Consider the following 17121-nt stretch of genomic DNA (forward strand, 5'->3'; position numbering starts at 1 on the left):
GTTACGTGGCGAATACACTTTATGACCGTACTATCGCTTTCGCTGGGATTTGCCAAGCTGTTGCTTTAGTTCAACAGGTAGCGAGAAACGGACATTGTGATCAAGATGCTTTTGAAACATCAATCAACGCTATTTTGAGCACGAACCCTGCTAACACAGTTGGCGTATTCGGTCGCGAAGCCGATCTAAAGCTCGGCCTAGAATGCTTGGTTAAAGGGATTGATAGCACACCATCAGGCAGTGAAATTACTCGTTACATTATTAGTTTAATGGCGTTAGAGCGTAAGTTAAGCTCTCGTAACGATGCTATGTCTCAGCTTGGTGATCGTATTCAAATGGCCAAGCGTCAGTCAGAGCACTTTGAGCTACTAGACGATCAAATGATCAGCAATTTAGCGAGCATCTATCTGGATGTCGTTAGCCCTATTGGCCCACGCATTCAAGTAACGGGCACGCCATCTGTACTGCAGCAGACGGCAAGCCAACACAAAGTTCGTGCGCTGTTGTTATCTGGCATTCGTAGTGCAGTTCTTTGGCGTCAAGTTGGTGGTAAGCGTCGCCACCTAATCTTCGGGCGCAAGAAGATGGTAGAGCAAGCACAAATCCTTCTTGCTCGTCTGTAGTAAAATATCAAATAAGCAGCTCGCGTTTATCGCGAGCTCATTTTTTTCGACTAAAATAAATCTCGCGCAAACGTTTGCGCAATATTCGTGACAATTGCCACAGTTATTGGTATAAAGCTCACGAAATTTAGAAACCCAATTCAGGAGAACATCATGGAACTGTCAGCATTGACTGCTGTTTCACCAGTAGACGGCCGTTACGGAAGCAAGACAATTGCGTTACGCGAAATTTTCAGTGAATACGGTCTACTAAAGTACCGTACTATCGTTGAAATCCGCTGGCTACAAAAGCTTGCTGCTACTGCTGAAATTGCAGAAGTGCCAGCGTTTAGCGCAGAAGCAAACCAATTCCTAGACGACCTTGCTGCAAACTTCTCTGAAGAAGATGCACGCCGTATCAAAGAGATCGAGCGTACAACTAACCACGACGTAAAAGCGGTTGAGTACTTCCTAAAAGAGAAAGTAGCAGACGTTCCTGAACTGCACGCAGTAAACGAGTTCTTCCACTTCGCATGTACTTCTGAAGACATCAACAACACATCACACGCTCTAATGCTTAAAGAAGCGCGTGAGAACGTGATTCTTCCAGAAATCCGTAACCTAATCGACGCTATCAAAGCGCTAGCAGTGGAATACCGCGACATTCCTCTTCTATCTCGTACACACGGTCAGCCTGCTTCTCCATCTACTATGGGTAAAGAAATGGCAAACGTGGCGTACCGTATGGAGCGTCAATTCAAGCAAATCGAAAACGTTGAGATCCTAGCGAAAATCAACGGTGCAGTAGGTAACTACAACGCACACCTTTCTGCTTACCCAGAGCTAGATTGGCACAAGTTCTCTGAAGAGTTCATCACAGAGTCTCTAGGCGTAACTTGGAACCCTTACACAACTCAAATCGAACCGCACGATTACATCGCTGAGCTGTTCGACGCTATCGCTCGTTTCAACACTATCCTGATTGACTTCGACCGTGACGTTTGGGGTTACATTGCACTAGGCCACTTCAAGCAAAAAACTATTGCTGGTGAGATCGGTTCTTCAACAATGCCTCACAAAGTTAACCCAATCGACTTTGAAAACTCAGAAGGTAACCTAGGTCTTGCGAACGCTGTATTCGGCCACCTAGCACAGAAACTGCCTATCTCTCGTTGGCAACGTGACCTAACTGACTCAACGGTTCTACGTAACCTTGGTGTTGGTGTTGGCTACGCTATCATAGCTTACACTTCTACGCTTAAAGGCATCAGCAAGCTAGAAGTAAACCGTGAAGCGCTTCTTGCTGAACTAGACAAGAACTGGGAAGTACTAGCTGAGCCAGTACAAACCGTTATGCGTCGTTACGGCATCGAGAAGCCATACGAGAAGCTGAAAGAGCTAACTCGTGGTAAGCGTGTAGACGGCGAAGCAATGCGTAACTTCATCGACGGTCTTGAGCTTCCTGAGCACGAGAAAGCACGTCTGAAAGAGATGACGCCAGCGAACTACATCGGTCAAGCAATCGAGCTGACAGATAAGCTGTAATCATCCTGTAACGACCAGATACTTAAAAGGTTGACGCGAAAGCGTCAACCTTTTTTAGTTAGGAGAGTTAGGTCGGGAGAAAATAATTTTAGTTATATGGCATGGATTATTAATTGAAGATCTGCCCCATTTGTTATGGCTGCTTTTGGAAGAACAAGGTTATTGTTCCTACTTCCACACCAAACTTTTTTATTTTCGTTAGATTGAAAACGTGTCTGTCATCCTGACGATAAAGCCAATCATCAAAAGCAACCGTCACTGATGAATCCTCCATTTGTAGCTCAAAGTCATATTGCCACTGTAGCGCATTGCCCTGCTCTTCCCCTGTTGCTACACCTATAATATCGTCTGCCTTACCTTCATAACTACCGTCTTCTAATCTAGTGATAACCCAAATTCGCTGGTCCACCTCTCCATCATCAAACACGAAGTCTTCCACCAGCGTCAGCGTATCACCCTCTACAGTACCCACTATATCGACTTCAAAGCGACGGGTTTGCTGTTCGGTATAATTTTGCACCATCCCCCACGCCTTTATGTCACCTTCGAAATAACCGAATACGTCAAAAGTCGGTGTAGAAGAGCGGTAATTATCAATGTCTGCGGAACATGCCGAAAGAAAAACAGCTGCCACTAAAGTCGCTGATTTACAAATTCGTTTAAACACTATCTAACCTGCCCTATCAATTGTTTTCGGAGTTTCGGAAATTCTGTGTTGGGTGATAACCATATAGCTAAAAATGCATCGTTCATTCGTTCGTCTTCAATGATGCCAACGTTCTTTACTTGCACGTCCCCAACCTGCTTATAAAACAGCTGACCAGATTTTCCATCTGTCAAATAAGTAAGCTCGTCACCTTTTTGAATATCAGGAAACATACGATCGAGCTCGCTGATCCAAGTTTTTCGATATGAGTCAGTAAAACCCAATTTCGCCCACTGCTCATCCGTCACATCAAGCAGCTGTTGCTTACTGATGTCTCTCTTGTAATTAATTTCCAACGCAAGGGGATGTGGCGATATGTCATCGCTTACGATGAACTTGCCATCAGGCGCTTTTAATCTTGAGTGATAAATATCGAAGATGAACCAGGTAAGTTGGGCTTCTCCAACAGTTTTCCATCCCTTCCAATTAGCAATGTTGCTAGCAGCTTCGCTGTTTCCAACGGGTTGAGCTTGCAGAGCAAAAGAACCAGTTACTATTACCAACGCAAGCAACCTAGTCAGTATCTGAGTTAAAACTCTCTTCAAGCTTTTCATTTCCGTACACCTTGAGTATCAAGAGCATCATGACGCACCATTCGACAAACAACATTGCCAGTGTAGCGCCAGTGCTAAATCCAAATTCAACGGCTTGGAGCTTATAGCCAGCAAAGTAACTCGCTGTTCCTCCGAGTCCGCCTACTATTGATACGTAGGTTTTTGGGAAACGGTACAAAATTGACTTAAGTTGATAGGCATACCAAGAAAACAAAACCCACAAGCATAATAACCAGACTGGCAGCCATGGGGTAGGAAAGACAAAGACCGAGAGTTGTTGATTGAGCGTATCAATCACGAGCCCGCTCGTGACGATCACACCAATACTTTTGAGCGAAGATGCGTCAGTTTTCAAACAATATAGTAGGGTTGCCAAAGTAAGGAATAACGTGACCCATTGCCATTGATAGGTTCCAAGCACCGCTGCAAACCAGCAGAGTTGGAACCATGTCGAAGCAAGAAATACCTTCATAACGAACTACGGGCGTTGAAACGTCATGTGAACTGCACTGATCGTGCGAGCCAAAAAGCCACCTTCACAGTAGCTCAAATAGTAGCGCCACATACGCACAAAGCGGTCGTCGTAGCCAAACGAGCGCACTTCACTCTCTGCTCGATTAAAACGAAGGTGCCATTCGTTCAGCGTCTTGGCGTAGTCCAAACCAATATCGAACAAGTCTCGCGTCACTAAGTCACTGTACTTTGTTGTTGCTTGGATTAGTGAGGTTACCGACGGTAAAAAACCACCCGGGAAAATGTACTTTTGGATAAAGTCGACGTTGTTACTGTAGTAATCGTAACGCTGATCGGCAATCGTAATCGCTTGAATCGCCATCAAGCCACCAGACTTCAATAAAGACTCACAGACCTTAATGTACGAAGGCAGGAATTGTTTGCCCACAGCTTCAATCATTTCAATAGAAACGAGCTTGTCATAAGTGCCGGTTAGGTTTCGGTAATCTTCTTTGAGTAGAGTGATTTTGTCTTCTAAGCCACGCTCTTTGATTTTTTGCTCCGCGTACGCGTGTTGCTCTTCAGATATCGTTGTTGTGGTGACCTGACAACCGTATTGTTCAGCCATGTAAATCGCCATAGCGCCCCACCCAGTGCCAATTTCAACAACATGATCGGTAGATTTCAGCTCAAGTTGCTGACACAGACGATCCATTTTGTTGATTTGAGCCTGCTCTAGAGAGTCATCCGCATGATTGTAAAGCGCCGACGAGTACAGCATATTGGTGTCAAGGAACGCTTCGTATAGGTTGTTACCCAAGTCGTAATGCGCATGGATATTTTTACGTGAGTTCTCTTCAGAATTTCTGTTTGACCAATGGCTGAACTTGTACAGTATTTTAGTCAACCAACTGCCTTGCTCTTCGAGTTTATCTAGAGCACGCATGTTAAGGGCCATCAGTTTCATTAATGAGGTTAAATCGGGGCTATCCCACCACCCATCCATATAAGCCTCACCAGCAGCAATACTGCCGCCCTGCAAGATCCGTGAATAAAAGCCTGGATGTTTTACCTCTATAGTAGCGACAACAGGTTGACCACTGTACTCCCCATTTGGCGCACTAAAACGCTCGCTTCGCTCTGTCGTTTCCGTCTTAAAACTTTCAATAACTGTTAAACAGCCGATTTCCATTTTTTGCAGACATTGAAAAATAACTCCGCGAGCCGCTTTTTGCGTTGTCGTCAATTTACGCGGCAATGTCATAGAACTAGTATTTAACATGCAGAATTCTCCTTGTGCTTTTTATTTTTTTTGTCTGTTTTTTCAGTATCGGCTTCTATTTCTTCATGCGTTGAATATTTAGGATGAGAATAAAAAGGTGCGCCTTTCACCCAAAGTTTTAATGCGTGCCAATAAATACCAACCATTACTTTTACCGTTTGTATTGGTGTAACGATCAAACACCTCAATAAGGTTTTGCTTGAAAGTGGCTTGGCTTTCATAACCATGGTGGCATCAAAGTGTTTCTCTCCTTTGTGACATTCAAGATGAATATTCAACTTGTCTGTCAAAGGTTTAATTTTCCAGCGGTAGAGTTGGTCAATCGGGTTGAATGGTGAAACATGGAATGCTTTAACTTGTTCCCAACCAAACTTTTCTTCTTCTTTATCTGCTGACACCACGTAGTAATGTCGTTCATTCCAAGGCGTGTTACTCACCTCTGCGAGGAGATACTTCCATTCTCCTTCCGTGTTATAAACGTAGTAGAAATTAACGGGACTGAAATAAAGTCCTAGATAACGCAAGTGACAGACTGCGATTACCTTGCCGGTACAGCGAACACCTGTCAGTTCTTCAATTTTGCTGTGCACTGCCGACTTGACGCTACCTTCACCAATGTAATCACTGCGCTTGAAGCGAGCCCAATGCCACCAACGCGAACCAAAACCCCATACTTTTTTCTCTAAAGCATCGATCTCGTCTACATCGATGGCGGGCATAAATAAAGAGTAGTTCAACTCATGATTCACAGGCGTGAATCGACGGTGACGAACGTTGCCTATAAACAATCGGCTGTTCATTTGGCTATCCATATCACGCTGCGCCTTTTTCGAAAGGAACCACATTTTGTTCGCAGTACTTTTCTTCTAGTTCTTTCACAACATCAAGCGCGCTACGCACGCCATCTTCATGAAAACCGTTGTACCAATAAGCCCCGCAGAACCAGGTACTTTGTTTGCCCTGTATCTCATCTTTGCGCTGCTGCGCTGTAATAGACTCAGTGGTGAATACTGGATGATGATAAGTGAACGAACGCAAAACTTTATTTGAGTTAATTTGCTCAGTACTGTTCAACGTTACACAAAACGTGTGTTCTGATTGAATATGCTGAAGAATGTTCATGTTATAAGTGAGCGAAGGGAGGCGTTGCTGCTCCTCTTCACTTCCTTCCAATAGGTAGTTCCATGATGCCCATGCTGCCTTACGTTTTGGTAGTACGGCAGAGTCGGTATGAAGAACAACTTCATTTGCTTGGTATGTCATATCCCCCAAGATTTCCTGCTCAATTGGGCTGATATCCTCTAGCATTCTCATTGCTTGATCACTGTGACAAGCGAAGATAACGTCATCAAACCAATGCGTTTCTCCGCGAACTTGAACGCCAACCCCTTTTTCGTTGCGAACCACTTTTTCGACAGGACTATTAAGACGAATATTCTCGGCAAAGCCTTTGGTCAATGGTGGAATGTATGAACGTGAACCACCTTTAATCACATACCATTGTGGTCGGTTAGTCACATCTAGCAGACCGTGGTTGAGGAAGAAACGTAAGAAGAACATAAGAGGGAATGCGCGCATGTCAGCTAAAGTCGACGACCAAATCGCAGCACCCATCGGTAAAATGTAGTTATCGGTAAAGAAAGCACTGAATTTGTGTTCGTCAAGGAACTCACCTAACGTCTGAGAGTGCGAGGATTGCTCGCTAGCGAAGCGCTTGGCAAGTTTATTGAAACGAAGTATCTCGAAGATAAATCGATAAAATTTGGGGTTTGCCCAGTTGCGTTTTTGAGCAAACAATGTCGACACTGTGTGGCCGTTGTACTCTAGTCCGTTCCCATCGTTTCTGACACTGAAGCTCATTTGAGTAGGCAGACCTTCAACGCCAATCTCGCTCATCATTTTAATGAAATTAGGGTACGTACGGTCGTTATAGACGATGAACCCAGTATCTATCGCGTATTCTTTACCATCAAGGCTCACATCAACGGTTGCAGTATGGCCACCGATGTAATCGTTCGCTTCAAACAGCGTTACATCATGTTCTTTATGCAAGTAATAACCACAAGTAAGGCCAGAGATTCCCGTTCCCACAATCGCTATCTTCTTTCTTCCTGCTGTTTTCATTTTTATTCCTTCTTATGATACGAGTTTAGCAGTTAGGCGAGCTTGCCAACTGTATGGAAGTAACGAGATAAAACGTAAAATACTGGTAAATCTCGCTGGGAAATAGATATAGGTCTTGTTGGCGGCTAACTGCTTCCTGATAGAGTCCGACGCTTGCTGAGTAGAAATGATCATTGGCATTTCGAAGTCGTTTTTGTCAGTCAACGGCGTTTCAACAAAACCAGGAAACACCGTTACCACATTGATCCCTTTCTTTTTCAAGTCGACGGCGAGCGTGCGTGCAAAATAACTGACTGCCGCTTTGGATGCGCCGTAAGCTTCAGCACGAGGCAGTGCCACTTCTGATGCGATAGAGCCAACAATAACAATGCGGTGCCCTCTCTCTAAATGCACTTGGCTGCCTTCAATGCAGTTGGCAACACCGACAACATTTACGTTCATCACACGCGCCATGAGTTTCGCGTCGACCACTCCCTCATCCATGTACTCACAATCGCCTGCGTTAAAAACCCATGTGTTTGGCGTAAAGGGCAAATTAGAGAGCGCCTGCTGAGTTTCCTCATAATTTGTCACATCAAACTGCAATGTATGAATTTTGGAAGAAACTTCCTCCAGTTCTGCAAGAACATCTTGATTCCGACCACAAGCAATCACATTCCATTCTGAGGTCGCGTAATCTAGGGCAAGCTGTCTTCCTATTCCGGAGGTGGCGCCTGTGATTAAGATGGTGTTGTTCATTGTCCTAACCTCTGCTTGATGGTTTTAACGACTGAACCAAGTAACGGTAAATGCTCATAGAGCATCTCTCCGAGATCAAAATAGTCTCGGTGATAAATGACTTGACCTTCGCTAAATTTGAGGTGCGAAACACCATTGACGAGAATAGGCGCACCCTTCTGAAGTTTGGGATGCTGAAGGTCCATTGTCCAAGTTAGGAAGCCTGTATCTCCGACTTGTTGATGCTCATGGATTACAAAATCACAACTGATGACGTTGGCATATAATGAGGTGAAATAATCCGAAAGTGCTGGCCATCCTTCTAAACGATGCGCTGCGTCCTCAAATACTACATCTTGGTGATATATATCCTTAAGCAGATGTAAGTTCGCTTTGTTGAGCTTTTGATAGATATTGCCAACAGACTGTATGTCCATTTTTTACTCCTACACGCCCATTAAGTTGTACAAAATTATTATATGTACAAGATAGTTCATTCCACCAAAGTTGTACAAAAATAATTTTGTATAACTTTATTCCTGTAAGTAGTACGTGATGAAGTTCGCACGCGATCAATCGGCGAAAAAAAAGGCTTGGTCAAAACCAAGCCTTTTCAGCAAATTAACAATTATTTAAGTAGACACAGTTAGTATTGCTGGCCTCGCAACGCTGCAATACGTTTATCTAGCGGAGGGTGGCTCATTAGTAGCTCAGTCAGCGACTGCTTGCCGTTGATACCAAATGCCATCATGGTGCCATCCAGTTGAGATTCATGACTCACCTTCAAACGCTCTAGAGCCGCAATCATTTTTTCTTTGCCAACGAGGCGCGCAGCACCTGCGTCCGCGTGGAATTCGCGATGACGGCTGTACCACATAGTCAAGAAGCTAGCTAGGAAACCAAATACCAGTTCAAGCACCATGGATACGCCAAAGTAAACCATCATGTTTGTACCTTGGCCTTCTTCATCATCGTTCGATGCCACGATATTGGCAATAAAGCGTGATAGGAAGATAACAAACGTGTTCACGACACCTTGCATCAACGTCATCGTGACCATATCACCATTTGCAATATGGCTCACTTCGTGTGCAAGTACTGCCTCTGCCTCATCACGAGTCATATTGTGTAAAAGACCGGTAGAAACTGCGACAAGAGAGTCATCTCGTTTTGCACCTGTCGCAAATGCATTGATGTCTGGTGAATCATAAATAGCCACCGTTGGCATACCAATACCCACTTGTTGAGCTTGACGACCCACAGTTTCGACTAACCAATGCTCCGTTTCGTTGCGCGGGCTTTCAATGACCATACCACCAACCGAGCGTAGCGCCATACCCTTTGACATCATCAACGAAATAAATGCGCCACCAAAACCAAATACAGCAGCCATTACAAGTAAACCTGACAGACTGCCTGGTTGCATTCCAGTTACAGCGTAAACAATATTCAGAACAACACTAAGCACTAGCACGACAGCTAGGTTAGTTGCTAGGAATAACATAATTCGCTTCATTACTTTTCTCCGAGGAAGCTTATCGTTTTTTAAAACGGATTGTTATAAGGAACAAATGGTAATCGCTATAAAAGCCAATTCCGTTGATTTTCATGTTCCGTGCGTTATAGATATAGTCTATCCGCGATAAAAACAAGGTTAAGCAATAAATTGCAACATTTGTTTTCGGGACTGAAATATTTGATTCAAGCGATTTCAAAACATGCTTTGGTAGGAGCTGGAACCTCCGTTCATATACATTTATCAAAATGATAAAATAAGCTCTGAGCTACCCATCATCTATTGATAGATGATCTTGGTGTTAAATCTATCACCTCTTAGCAACTTAGCTAGAAATTTTTAATAGACCAAAAACAGTACGTTAGCTCTGCTATAGACTTTGGTCTTATTGTGCGGCTACATGGACATGCTAAATTCGAATGAGATGAACAAAACAGAGCCACTCTAAGTACATTGCAAAAAGTGCATTGGGTGAGCTCAAAAACTCCATGTATTGAGGGAAAAACCATGGTAGAAACTAACGACTATCAAATGGCTATTGATTTACTACGTTGTCACCTAGGCATCTCAGAGGACGAGGCAAAGCAACAACTTGGTATTTCAACCGATCATCATATGTCTCAGCGTGTTGCAGAAACACAACAAGCATTGATGGGGCTCAGCCAAGATAAGTAATCTGACTTTTTAGGTTACACCAACAAGAAAGGGCTGCATTGCGCAGCCCTTTGGGTTTTTTAGTCTTTTATCCTAAACACCATTAGTCAGTGTTTAGCAACGGCTCTACATTAATATACTTGCCTAGCTCTTTGCGTTTAGCACTTGGAATATATGGAATTTCCCCAAGCTTAGGTGCATCGATACGTGCTTCTAGCATCTCGATAATGTCAGCGTAGTGCTCTGTGCCTGGGTTGACGCGGTTTGCCACCCAGCCAACAAGATTCAAACCATCCGCTTTAATACTCTCCGCTGTGAGTAAAGCGTGGCTCAAACAGCCTAATTTAATGCCAACCACCAGTACAACAGGTAACTGCTCTTCTTTTACCCATGTAGATAAACAGTCCGTATCGGATACTGGCACACGCCAGCCTCCAGCACCTTCAACGAGAACAACATCGGCTTGCTGCTTATGTTGAGCCAGTTTTTGACTCAGAACATCGTAACTTATTTCGACATGTTCATGCTTCGCTGCAATGTGGGGAGAAGCAGGCAACTCTAAAGCGTATGGGTTCACATCATCATAGGCCACATCGAGTGTTGCGACGTCTTGTAAGTGTAAAGCATCAGAGTTGCGCCATCCCGCTTCAGTCTTGTCACTCCCTGCTGCCACTGGCTTATAACCAATAGTGTTTAGTCCTTTTGCTGCGATCGCTTGCAAAATGGCTTTAGACGCTACCGTCTTTCCAACATCAGTATCCGTACCAGCAATAAAAAAAGCATCAATCATAGATGTATTACTCCAAAACAAACCTGATAACTTGCAGGTAGAAGACCTTGATCGTTTTTAAACGCTTGGTACGCATGCTCAACTTTTAACAAAGTCTCGCGACTAGTTAAACCGTGTGAGCGCCCGCTTACGTGATTTGCACCTATACCTTTGAGGTCACGCATAACTGAAAATGCAGAGTCGTACCAAACTGTGATGGTGGTCAAGTCTAGTTGATGGCTGTCACATCGAGATTGCGCTAACGCAATTTTTACCTGATTGAGCGTTAGAAAGTTATTGACGTGTTGATATGCATCAATTTTTTCCCATGATGCACGCAGCTCATACAGTGATCCATCAACCAGTGTAGAGAACCACGCTTTCCCACCATTTTTTAGCACGCGGCGCACTTCTTTTAGTGGGTAACTTAAATCTGTACACCATTGCAGCGCTAAACTTGAAAACACGTAATCGAAGCTATCATCGCCAAATGGTAAGTTTTCAGCATCAGCAACTTGGTAATGCATTCGTACTGCACCACAACGCTGCTCTGCTTTATCTAACATGGCTTGAGAGATATCGCCGCAGACTACTTCCGCACCGCGTTGTTGAAGTAGTTGGGAGAAATAACCCGTGCCACAACCTAAATCCAATACACGTTTTCCCGTCAAGTTTTCAGGAAGTTTGTCAAGCAGCTGATGCCCGACATCACGTTGAAAAGCCGCATGTTTATCGTATGTTTCTGCTGCTTTACCAAACGAAGAGGCAATCGCGTCTTTATCTTGATGGAAACTCTCTAACGCGAGCGTTTGCGCTAATGCGGTAGTTGCATTATCCATTACAGCGCTCCTAATGCTTGCTTCAATGCGATTGAAAGCGTTTTAACTTGTTCATTAGTGTGATTGGCAGTGAGTGTGATTCGAAGACGAGACGTTCCTTTAGGCACCGTCGGAGGGCGAATAGCAGTCACCCAAGTACCGTTTTGGCGACAAGCACCTGCTACTCGCAAAGCCAATTCAGATTCACCAATCAAAAAGGGCTTAATCGAAGTTTGAGTCTCAACAAACCCCTCAAGGCCGCTAAGGCTATCTCGATACACTTCACTAAGCTCAGAGAGCTTTTCACGTCGCCAAGACTGCTCTTGAACCATCGAGACTGCATGAGTCAACGCATACGCTTGTGCTGGCGGTATCGCCGTGGAATACACATGGTGACGAGCAAACTGAGTTAAAAAGTCCCCCGTTGCGTGGTCACATAAAATAGCCGCGCCAGACATACCAAACGCTTTACCGAAGGTAACGACCAATAACTCAGGCTTAACCGTTGCCAACTCGCAAGAACCACCACCGGATTGACCGAGAACACCAATTCCATGAGCGTCATCGACAGCAAACCAAGCATCATGACTGCGAGTGGCTTCAGCTATATCGCTGAGCGGCGCGCAGTCACCGTCCATGCTGAATACCCCTTCCGTCACAACTAGATGGTTGTCTTCGCTATTAATCAGCGACTTTAGGTGCTCGATGTCATTGTGTTTGAAGCGCTTCATCTTAGCTGGTGACAACGCCCCCGCTTCTATCAATGAAGCATGATTCAAACGGTCTTGGATCAATACGTCTGACTTTTCTAACAAGGTGAACAACAAGGCTTGATTAGCACTGAATCCAGAACCAAACAGAATTGCTCTGTCGTAGCCCAACCATTCAGTTAGTGCGGCTTCTAAATTGCTGTGTGCTGCACTAAAGCCAGTGACCATTGGCGATGCTCCACTGCCACTGCCGTATACGCTTAAACCTTGCTGCCACGCACGAACGAGCGCTTGATCATTGGCCAAGCCCAAATAATCATTACTTGAGAAATTAATGTAGCGCTTGCCTTCGTGCTCCAAAACGGACTGGTTACCGGCAAACACCACATTCATAGAACGATTCAACCCTTGCGTTTTACGCTCAGCAAGGGCGGACTCGATACGAGATTTAAACGCTGGCATCGTAGAAAAGGTCGTCTTTTGTCGGACGGGCAGCAACGCGCTCTACGACGCGATCGAGTAACTCGTTTTCTTCGATTTCATCAGGCTTTTGAGACACCTCTTGGCTGTTAATGCCGAGCTTATTGAACAGCATCATGTCTTTGTCTTCAGAAGGGTTTGGCGTTGTCAGAAGCTTGCAGCCGTAGAAGACGGAGTTTGCACCCGCCATAAAACACAGCGCTTGCATTTGTTCGTTCATGTTTTCACGGCCAGCGGATAAACGAACGGCTGATTGAGGCATCATGATTCGTGCAATCGCAATCAGGCGAATGAAATCGAAAGGCTCAACATCATCCACTTCTTCCAGTGGTGTCCCCTTTACCTTCACGAGCATGTTGATTGGAACGCTTTCAGGGTGTACCGGCAAGTTAGCCAATTCAACCAACAAACCTGCTCGGTCGTTAGCACTTTCACCCATGCCGATGATGCCACCAGAACAGATCTTCATGCCAGCATCACGAACGTGAGACAAAGTATCTAAACGGTCTTGGTAAGTACGTGTGGTAATGATGTTGCCGTAAAATTCAGGAGAAGTATCTAGGTTGTGGTTGTAGTAATCCAGACCTGCGGTTGCCAGTTGCTTTGCTTGATCAGGCGTCAACATGCCTAATGTCATACACGTTTCTAAACCCATGCCCTTCACGCCTTTGATCATGTCGGTCAAATGTGGCATGTCACGCTCTTTCGGGTTTTTCCATGCTGCACCCATACAGAATCGAGTAGAACCAGCATTTTTGGCTTTTTGCGCAGCATCGAGTACGCGTTCTACTTCCATCAAACGCTCTTTCTCGATGTCTGTGGTATAACGAGCACTCTGAGGACAGTACTTACAATCTTCTGGACAAGCACCTGTCTTAATCGACAGAAGCGTGCTTACTTGAACATGGTTGGTTTGTTGATATTGACGATGTACAAGCTGCGCTTCGAATAGGAGATCCATGAATGGTTTTTCCATGAGATCGCGCACTTCAGCATGCGTCCAGTTATGACGAACTTCCACGTGTATTCCTTTAGTCACTTTTGTTGTTGTGTTGACAGTCTACTGAGTCTCGATAAACTGTCAACACAACACAAAAGAGCAAAGTTTACACCTGTTTATTTTTTAGCCTCAATTACTATTGGAATCGCACATGGATCTCGCCTTCGACCGCCAGCATATCTGGCATCCTTACACTTCTACATTGACACCTCTGACCTGCTACCCAGTGGCATCGGCAAATGGTGTGCACATTAAATTGGAAGATGGTACTGAGCTGGTCGATGGCATGTCTTCTTGGTGGTCGACGATCCACGGCTATAACCATCCGCACTTAAATCAAGCCGCTCACCAGCAAATCGATAAGGTCTCTCACGTGATGTTTGGCGGGATTACCCACCAGCCAGCAATCAGTTTGTGTAAGAAGTTGCTATCCCTAGCACCAAGTAATCTTGAACATGTATTCCTTGCCGATTCAGGCTCTGTTGCCGTAGAAGTCAGCTTAAAAATGGCACTTCAATATTGGCATGCAAAAGGCGAACGCCGACCGAAGTTTCTTACTTTGCGACACGGTTATCACGGCGATACGTTTGCGGCGATGTCGGTCACCGATCCTGACAACTCAATGCACTCTCTCTACAAAGGCTTTTTGCCTGAGCATATCTTTGCGGAGTCACCAACTTGTGGTTATTGGGATGAATGGAAGCCAGAAGACCTTACCGACTTCGAGCACAAGATTGAGACGCACCATCAAGAACTTGCTGCGGTGATCCTTGAGCCTATCGTTCAAGGCGCAGGTGGCATGCGTATCTACCATCCAGAATTTCTCAAAGGCGTGCGTAGACTTTGCGACAAATACGGTCTGTTATTGATTGCAGATGAGATCGCTACCGGTTTTGGACGCACAGGTAAATTGTTTGCCTGCGAACATGCGGATATTCAACCAGACATTCTGTGTGTCGGGAAAGCACTTACTGGCGGCTACATGACCCTCTCTGCGACCCTCGCGAGCAAACACGTAGCAGACACTGCTTGTGGTGGTGATGCTGGTTGTTTTATGCACGGTCCAACCTTTATGGGGAATCCACTCGCTTGTGCCGTAGCTACTGCAAGTTTGGAATTGATCGAGCAAGGTGATTGGAAGCAACAAACCCAACAAATTGAAACGCTGTTTTCTGAGTTACTACCAAAACTTGAAGAATACGACTTGGTGAAAAACACCCGTTGGTTGGGTGCTATTGGCGTAGTGGAGACGCTTCGCCCTGTGAATATGGAAACCATCCAAGCCTTGTTTGTTGAACACGGAGTGTGGATTCGTCCATTTGACAAACTGATTTATATGATGCCGCCGTTCATCAGCAAGCCAGAAGATATTGAGAAGCTAGTTAACGCGATTGATGCAGCGTTGCAACGTAAAGACTGCTTCGCTTCATAGTTCCATTCAATACGAAAACGGTTTGAGTATGAGACTCAAACCGTCTCGTTATTTATTAGAGCAGTAAAGCTATCGAAGTTGACTGTCTTTACTCGCTCGTCGATTGAACAATGCTTGGCGTTGAGATACCAATTCGATTGTTGACTGACATTCGATACACAAACGAACGCCTTTCATTGCAAGACGACGCGCTTCTGGGATCTCATCACCACACTCATCGCAGTAATGGGTGCTCTCACCCTTTGTGATACTGCCACGAACACGGGAAATCTCGTCGTCTATTGTGTTTTGAATTTGTTGGCTGACGCTATCGTCGTTTGCCCACCCTACGGCCATAAGCCCTCCTCGTTACTTGAATGAGAAAATCTACTTACCGTGGTAAGGTGGATGATTATATCGATTACAAATAACAAGATAATTAAGGTAAATACGAAAACACTATTACGTTTTAGTAATAATTACTCTGTAATCGATTATTCGGCGCTCTCATGGAAAAGCAATGCAAGGTTACTCATACTCCCTTCCTCGCATTCAAAATACTGCGTTTGCTCAGGCTCTCTCAAAGTAACACTGAGTATCTTCTCTACCTCACCAAACTCCTCGCTAAAGTACTCACTGACTAATATGACCCGCTCACCAATACTAAATTCCAGTGACTTCTCATCTACCAATGCTCGATGGTAATGTTCGACACGATAATCTTGAGGTTTTATCCGCTGTAAAACTGGGCTTTTATTCGCAATAGACTTATAAAGGATAAGCCCGCCTTTGGCTTGATCTATCGAAATACTAAAGTTCATAGTTTGGTTTACTGAACATTCAAAGACTTTTCTAGGCGAGGTATCAGCGACAGCAAACGTACTCACCATCGCTACACCTAAAAAACAAATAACCGCCAATCGTTTCATTACCATTCGGCCAACACAGTAAATAGCGCTTGATCAGACATGCGAGTTAATACATAGCCGTGTGAAGAAGAATACGAGCCACTGAGTACGCTATTCTCTTTCTCAATAACGATATCCTCAATGCCGTCAGCGTTGTAATCCCCTTTTGCCATAATCGTAATGACTTGAAAACCATCGGTCGCGTCGAAGTACTCTGCTCTCACCGGACTGGCGACCTGAGTTCTTTGGATACGGTCCACTTCATCCCACGTTGATAGTGCCTTTACTTTCTCAGCGCTTTCGTTAGAAATAACAAAAGCAAGCGCACTTGGAGCTAAACTAGGAAAGCTATCATCTAACTTAAATTTCGATATATATGAGCGCTTAGAGGCAGCTAACTTTGCCATCTCACCCCATGTTTGGCACTGCGTTAAATACGCTTTAAACGCACCGTATTCATAAGCTTTAGCCGCAGTAAAACCCGCTGAGCTTGCATTAGCTAAGTCTTGGCAATTCGATACCAATTTTTCTTTGTCAGGCGCACGTCTCAATTCAAGTTCATAGCCCCAGTCGAATGAATTGCGCATATCTATATTTTCTTTGGAAGGTTTCGCTACCTCACGTGCGAAAAAGCGGTCTGTTCGCTCACTATCTAAGTATTGAGGCTGGATAAGTTCGCTTGCGACAACCCTACCGGAAACGAGCAAGGTAAACGCAAAAATAACACGTAATAAAAGATGATTTACTGGCATAACATTTCACAACAAAGACAAATGAGGACGTTAGCTTGTCACGTGAAAAGCCGCTTAGAAAAATATCATTTATCTCGTACTGCCAAATTCTGGGCGAGTTCGTCACTAATACGTGTGCTA

20 protein-coding genes are annotated in these 17121 nt (G+C 44.6%); 4 read left to right on the plus strand and 16 right to left on the minus strand.

Translation table 11 applies throughout. The features are described 5' to 3' along the window. Positions 1-5: 5 nt before the first annotated feature. Positions 6-623: a high frequency lysogenization protein HflD gene (gene hflD, locus R7Q46_RS06020; RefSeq protein WP_005378194.1), complete on the plus strand. Its 618-nt coding sequence runs from the start codon at positions 6-8 to the stop codon at positions 621-623. 153 nt (positions 624-776) lie between these two features. After that, positions 777-2147 carry an adenylosuccinate lyase gene (gene purB, locus R7Q46_RS06025; protein WP_005378198.1) on the plus strand — a complete coding sequence of 457 codons (1371 nt, stop codon included), beginning with the start codon at positions 777-779 and terminating at the stop codon, positions 2145-2147. 133 nt (positions 2148-2280) lie between these two features. Here purB and R7Q46_RS06030 read toward each other — a convergent pair whose 3' ends face one another. From R7Q46_RS06030 to htpX, 9 genes are all read right to left on the minus strand, one after another. Then, the gene (locus tag R7Q46_RS06030; protein ID WP_318077390.1) at positions 2281-2814 is read right to left on the minus strand and encodes a DUF3833 domain-containing protein; all 534 of its coding nucleotides are present in this window, start codon (positions 2812-2814) and stop codon (positions 2281-2283) included. Next, complete coding sequence (locus R7Q46_RS06035) at positions 2814-3407, minus strand: chalcone isomerase family protein (RefSeq protein ID WP_318077393.1); 594 nt, start codon at positions 3405-3407, stop codon at positions 2814-2816. The genes R7Q46_RS06030 and R7Q46_RS06035 overlap by 1 nt, the downstream gene beginning before the upstream one ends. After that, positions 3367-3879, minus strand: a complete 513-nt coding sequence (locus R7Q46_RS06040) for a DUF2878 domain-containing protein (protein ID WP_151514674.1) — start codon at positions 3877-3879, stop codon at positions 3367-3369. The genes R7Q46_RS06035 and R7Q46_RS06040 overlap by 41 nt, the downstream gene beginning before the upstream one ends. Positions 3880-3885: 6 nt before the next feature. Beyond that, entirely contained in the window at positions 3886-5142 is a 1257-nt protein-coding gene (locus tag R7Q46_RS06045) for an SAM-dependent methyltransferase (RefSeq protein WP_064368031.1), read from the minus strand. After that, on the minus strand, positions 5136-5954 hold the full coding sequence (locus R7Q46_RS06050; protein ID WP_213871561.1) for a DUF1365 domain-containing protein: 819 nt from the start codon (positions 5952-5954) through the stop codon (positions 5136-5138). Before R7Q46_RS06050 ends, R7Q46_RS06045 begins: the two co-directional genes overlap by 7 nt. A 1-nt stretch (position 5955) precedes the next feature. Beyond that, complete coding sequence (locus tag R7Q46_RS06055) at positions 5956-7266, minus strand: NAD(P)/FAD-dependent oxidoreductase (RefSeq protein WP_262647246.1); 1311 nt, start codon at positions 7264-7266, stop codon at positions 5956-5958. Between the two features lie 12 nt (positions 7267-7278). Beyond that, positions 7279-8004: an SDR family oxidoreductase gene (locus tag R7Q46_RS06060; RefSeq protein ID WP_213898117.1), complete on the minus strand. Its 726-nt coding sequence runs from the start codon at positions 8002-8004 to the stop codon at positions 7279-7281. After that, positions 8001-8420 carry a nuclear transport factor 2 family protein gene (locus R7Q46_RS06065; RefSeq protein ID WP_005378211.1) on the minus strand — a complete coding sequence of 140 codons (420 nt, stop codon included), beginning with the start codon at positions 8418-8420 and terminating at the stop codon, positions 8001-8003. The genes R7Q46_RS06060 and R7Q46_RS06065 overlap by 4 nt, the downstream gene beginning before the upstream one ends. A 209-nt stretch (positions 8421-8629) precedes the next feature. Continuing rightward, positions 8630-9499, minus strand: a complete 870-nt coding sequence (gene htpX / locus R7Q46_RS06070) for a protease HtpX (protein WP_005388085.1) — start codon at positions 9497-9499, stop codon at positions 8630-8632. Positions 9500-10006: 507 nt separating this feature from the next. On the opposite strand from htpX, the gene R7Q46_RS06075 reads away from it, so the two are divergent. After that, positions 10007-10174, plus strand: coding sequence for a hypothetical protein (locus tag R7Q46_RS06075; protein ID WP_005378215.1), 168 nt, complete (start codon positions 10007-10009; stop codon positions 10172-10174). A gap of 82 nt (positions 10175-10256) precedes the next feature. Here the strand turns inward: R7Q46_RS06075 and bioD are convergent, their stop codons facing one another. Genes bioD through bioB form a run of 4 tightly spaced genes read right to left on the minus strand, consistent with a single transcriptional unit; the run spans position 10257 to position 13951 of the window. Beyond that, positions 10257-10943 (minus strand): dethiobiotin synthase, encoded by a 687-nt coding sequence (bioD, locus tag R7Q46_RS06080; RefSeq protein ID WP_005388086.1) that lies wholly within the window; start codon positions 10941-10943, stop codon positions 10257-10259. After that, on the minus strand, positions 10940-11761 hold the full coding sequence (gene bioC / locus R7Q46_RS06085) for a malonyl-ACP O-methyltransferase BioC (RefSeq protein WP_213871559.1): 822 nt from the start codon (positions 11759-11761) through the stop codon (positions 10940-10942). Before bioC ends, bioD begins: the two co-directional genes overlap by 4 nt. Next, entirely contained in the window at positions 11761-12912 is a 1152-nt protein-coding gene (gene bioF, locus R7Q46_RS06090; protein WP_213871558.1) for an 8-amino-7-oxononanoate synthase, read from the minus strand. The genes bioC and bioF overlap by 1 nt, the downstream gene beginning before the upstream one ends. Beyond that, a complete protein-coding gene (gene bioB / locus R7Q46_RS06095) occupies positions 12899-13951 on the minus strand; it encodes a biotin synthase BioB (protein ID WP_005378222.1) in 1053 nt (350 codons plus the stop codon). The genes bioF and bioB overlap by 14 nt, the downstream gene beginning before the upstream one ends. Before the next feature lie 130 nt (positions 13952-14081). Between bioB and bioA the strand changes: the two genes are divergently transcribed. Next, positions 14082-15362 carry an adenosylmethionine--8-amino-7-oxononanoate transaminase gene (gene bioA / locus R7Q46_RS06100; protein WP_318077395.1) on the plus strand — a complete coding sequence of 427 codons (1281 nt, stop codon included), beginning with the start codon at positions 14082-14084 and terminating at the stop codon, positions 15360-15362. A gap of 69 nt (positions 15363-15431) precedes the next feature. Here the strand turns inward: bioA and R7Q46_RS06105 are convergent, their stop codons facing one another. From R7Q46_RS06105 to R7Q46_RS06115, 3 genes are all read right to left on the minus strand, one after another. Next, on the minus strand, positions 15432-15698 hold the full coding sequence (locus R7Q46_RS06105) for a DksA/TraR family C4-type zinc finger protein (RefSeq protein ID WP_033905078.1): 267 nt from the start codon (positions 15696-15698) through the stop codon (positions 15432-15434). 137 nt (positions 15699-15835) lie between these two features. After that, positions 15836-16276 (minus strand): hypothetical protein, encoded by a 441-nt coding sequence (locus tag R7Q46_RS06110; RefSeq protein WP_213871556.1) that lies wholly within the window; start codon positions 16274-16276, stop codon positions 15836-15838. Continuing rightward, positions 16270-17001 (minus strand): ATPase, encoded by a 732-nt coding sequence (locus R7Q46_RS06115; protein WP_151514665.1) that lies wholly within the window; start codon positions 16999-17001, stop codon positions 16270-16272. The genes R7Q46_RS06110 and R7Q46_RS06115 overlap by 7 nt, the downstream gene beginning before the upstream one ends. Positions 17002-17121 lie beyond the last annotated feature (120 nt).

This window comes from Vibrio sp. 811 (genome assembly GCF_033339195.1).

What these genes read in the sequence shown, in the direction of transcription:
- R7Q46_RS06050 (WP_213871561.1), bottom strand. Translation starts at nt 5,954, where the DNA reads ATGGATAGCCAAATGAACAGCCGATTGTTTATAGGCAACGTTCGTCAC.
- R7Q46_RS06045 (WP_064368031.1), bottom strand. Translation starts at nt 5,142, where the DNA reads ATGTTAAATACTAGTTCTATGACATTGCCGCGTAAATTGACGACAACG.
- R7Q46_RS06115 (WP_151514665.1), bottom strand. Translation starts at nt 17,001, where the DNA reads ATGCCAGTAAATCATCTTTTATTACGTGTTATTTTTGCGTTTACCTTG.
- bioC (WP_213871559.1), bottom strand. Translation starts at nt 11,761, where the DNA reads ATGGATAATGCAACTACCGCATTAGCGCAAACGCTCGCGTTAGAGAGT.
- R7Q46_RS06055 (WP_262647246.1), bottom strand. Translation starts at nt 7,266, where the DNA reads ATGAAAACAGCAGGAAGAAAGAAGATAGCGATTGTGGGAACGGGAATC.
- htpX (WP_005388085.1), bottom strand. Translation starts at nt 9,499, where the DNA reads ATGAAGCGAATTATGTTATTCCTAGCAACTAACCTAGCTGTCGTGCTA.
- R7Q46_RS06060 (WP_213898117.1), bottom strand. Translation starts at nt 8,004, where the DNA reads ATGAACAACACCATCTTAATCACAGGCGCCACCTCCGGAATAGGAAGA.
- bioF (WP_213871558.1), bottom strand. Translation starts at nt 12,912, where the DNA reads ATGCCAGCGTTTAAATCTCGTATCGAGTCCGCCCTTGCTGAGCGTAAA.
- bioA (WP_318077395.1), top strand. Translation starts at nt 14,082, where the DNA reads ATGGATCTCGCCTTCGACCGCCAGCATATCTGGCATCCTTACACTTCT.
- R7Q46_RS06040 (WP_151514674.1), bottom strand. Translation starts at nt 3,879, where the DNA reads ATGAAGGTATTTCTTGCTTCGACATGGTTCCAACTCTGCTGGTTTGCA.
- R7Q46_RS06065 (WP_005378211.1), bottom strand. Translation starts at nt 8,420, where the DNA reads ATGGACATACAGTCTGTTGGCAATATCTATCAAAAGCTCAACAAAGCG.
- R7Q46_RS06075 (WP_005378215.1), top strand. Translation starts at nt 10,007, where the DNA reads ATGGTAGAAACTAACGACTATCAAATGGCTATTGATTTACTACGTTGT.
- purB (WP_005378198.1), top strand. Translation starts at nt 777, where the DNA reads ATGGAACTGTCAGCATTGACTGCTGTTTCACCAGTAGACGGCCGTTAC.
- R7Q46_RS06035 (WP_318077393.1), bottom strand. Translation starts at nt 3,407, where the DNA reads ATGAAAAGCTTGAAGAGAGTTTTAACTCAGATACTGACTAGGTTGCTT.
- bioD (WP_005388086.1), bottom strand. Translation starts at nt 10,943, where the DNA reads ATGATTGATGCTTTTTTTATTGCTGGTACGGATACTGATGTTGGAAAG.
- R7Q46_RS06105 (WP_033905078.1), bottom strand. Translation starts at nt 15,698, where the DNA reads ATGGCCGTAGGGTGGGCAAACGACGATAGCGTCAGCCAACAAATTCAA.
- R7Q46_RS06110 (WP_213871556.1), bottom strand. Translation starts at nt 16,276, where the DNA reads ATGGTAATGAAACGATTGGCGGTTATTTGTTTTTTAGGTGTAGCGATG.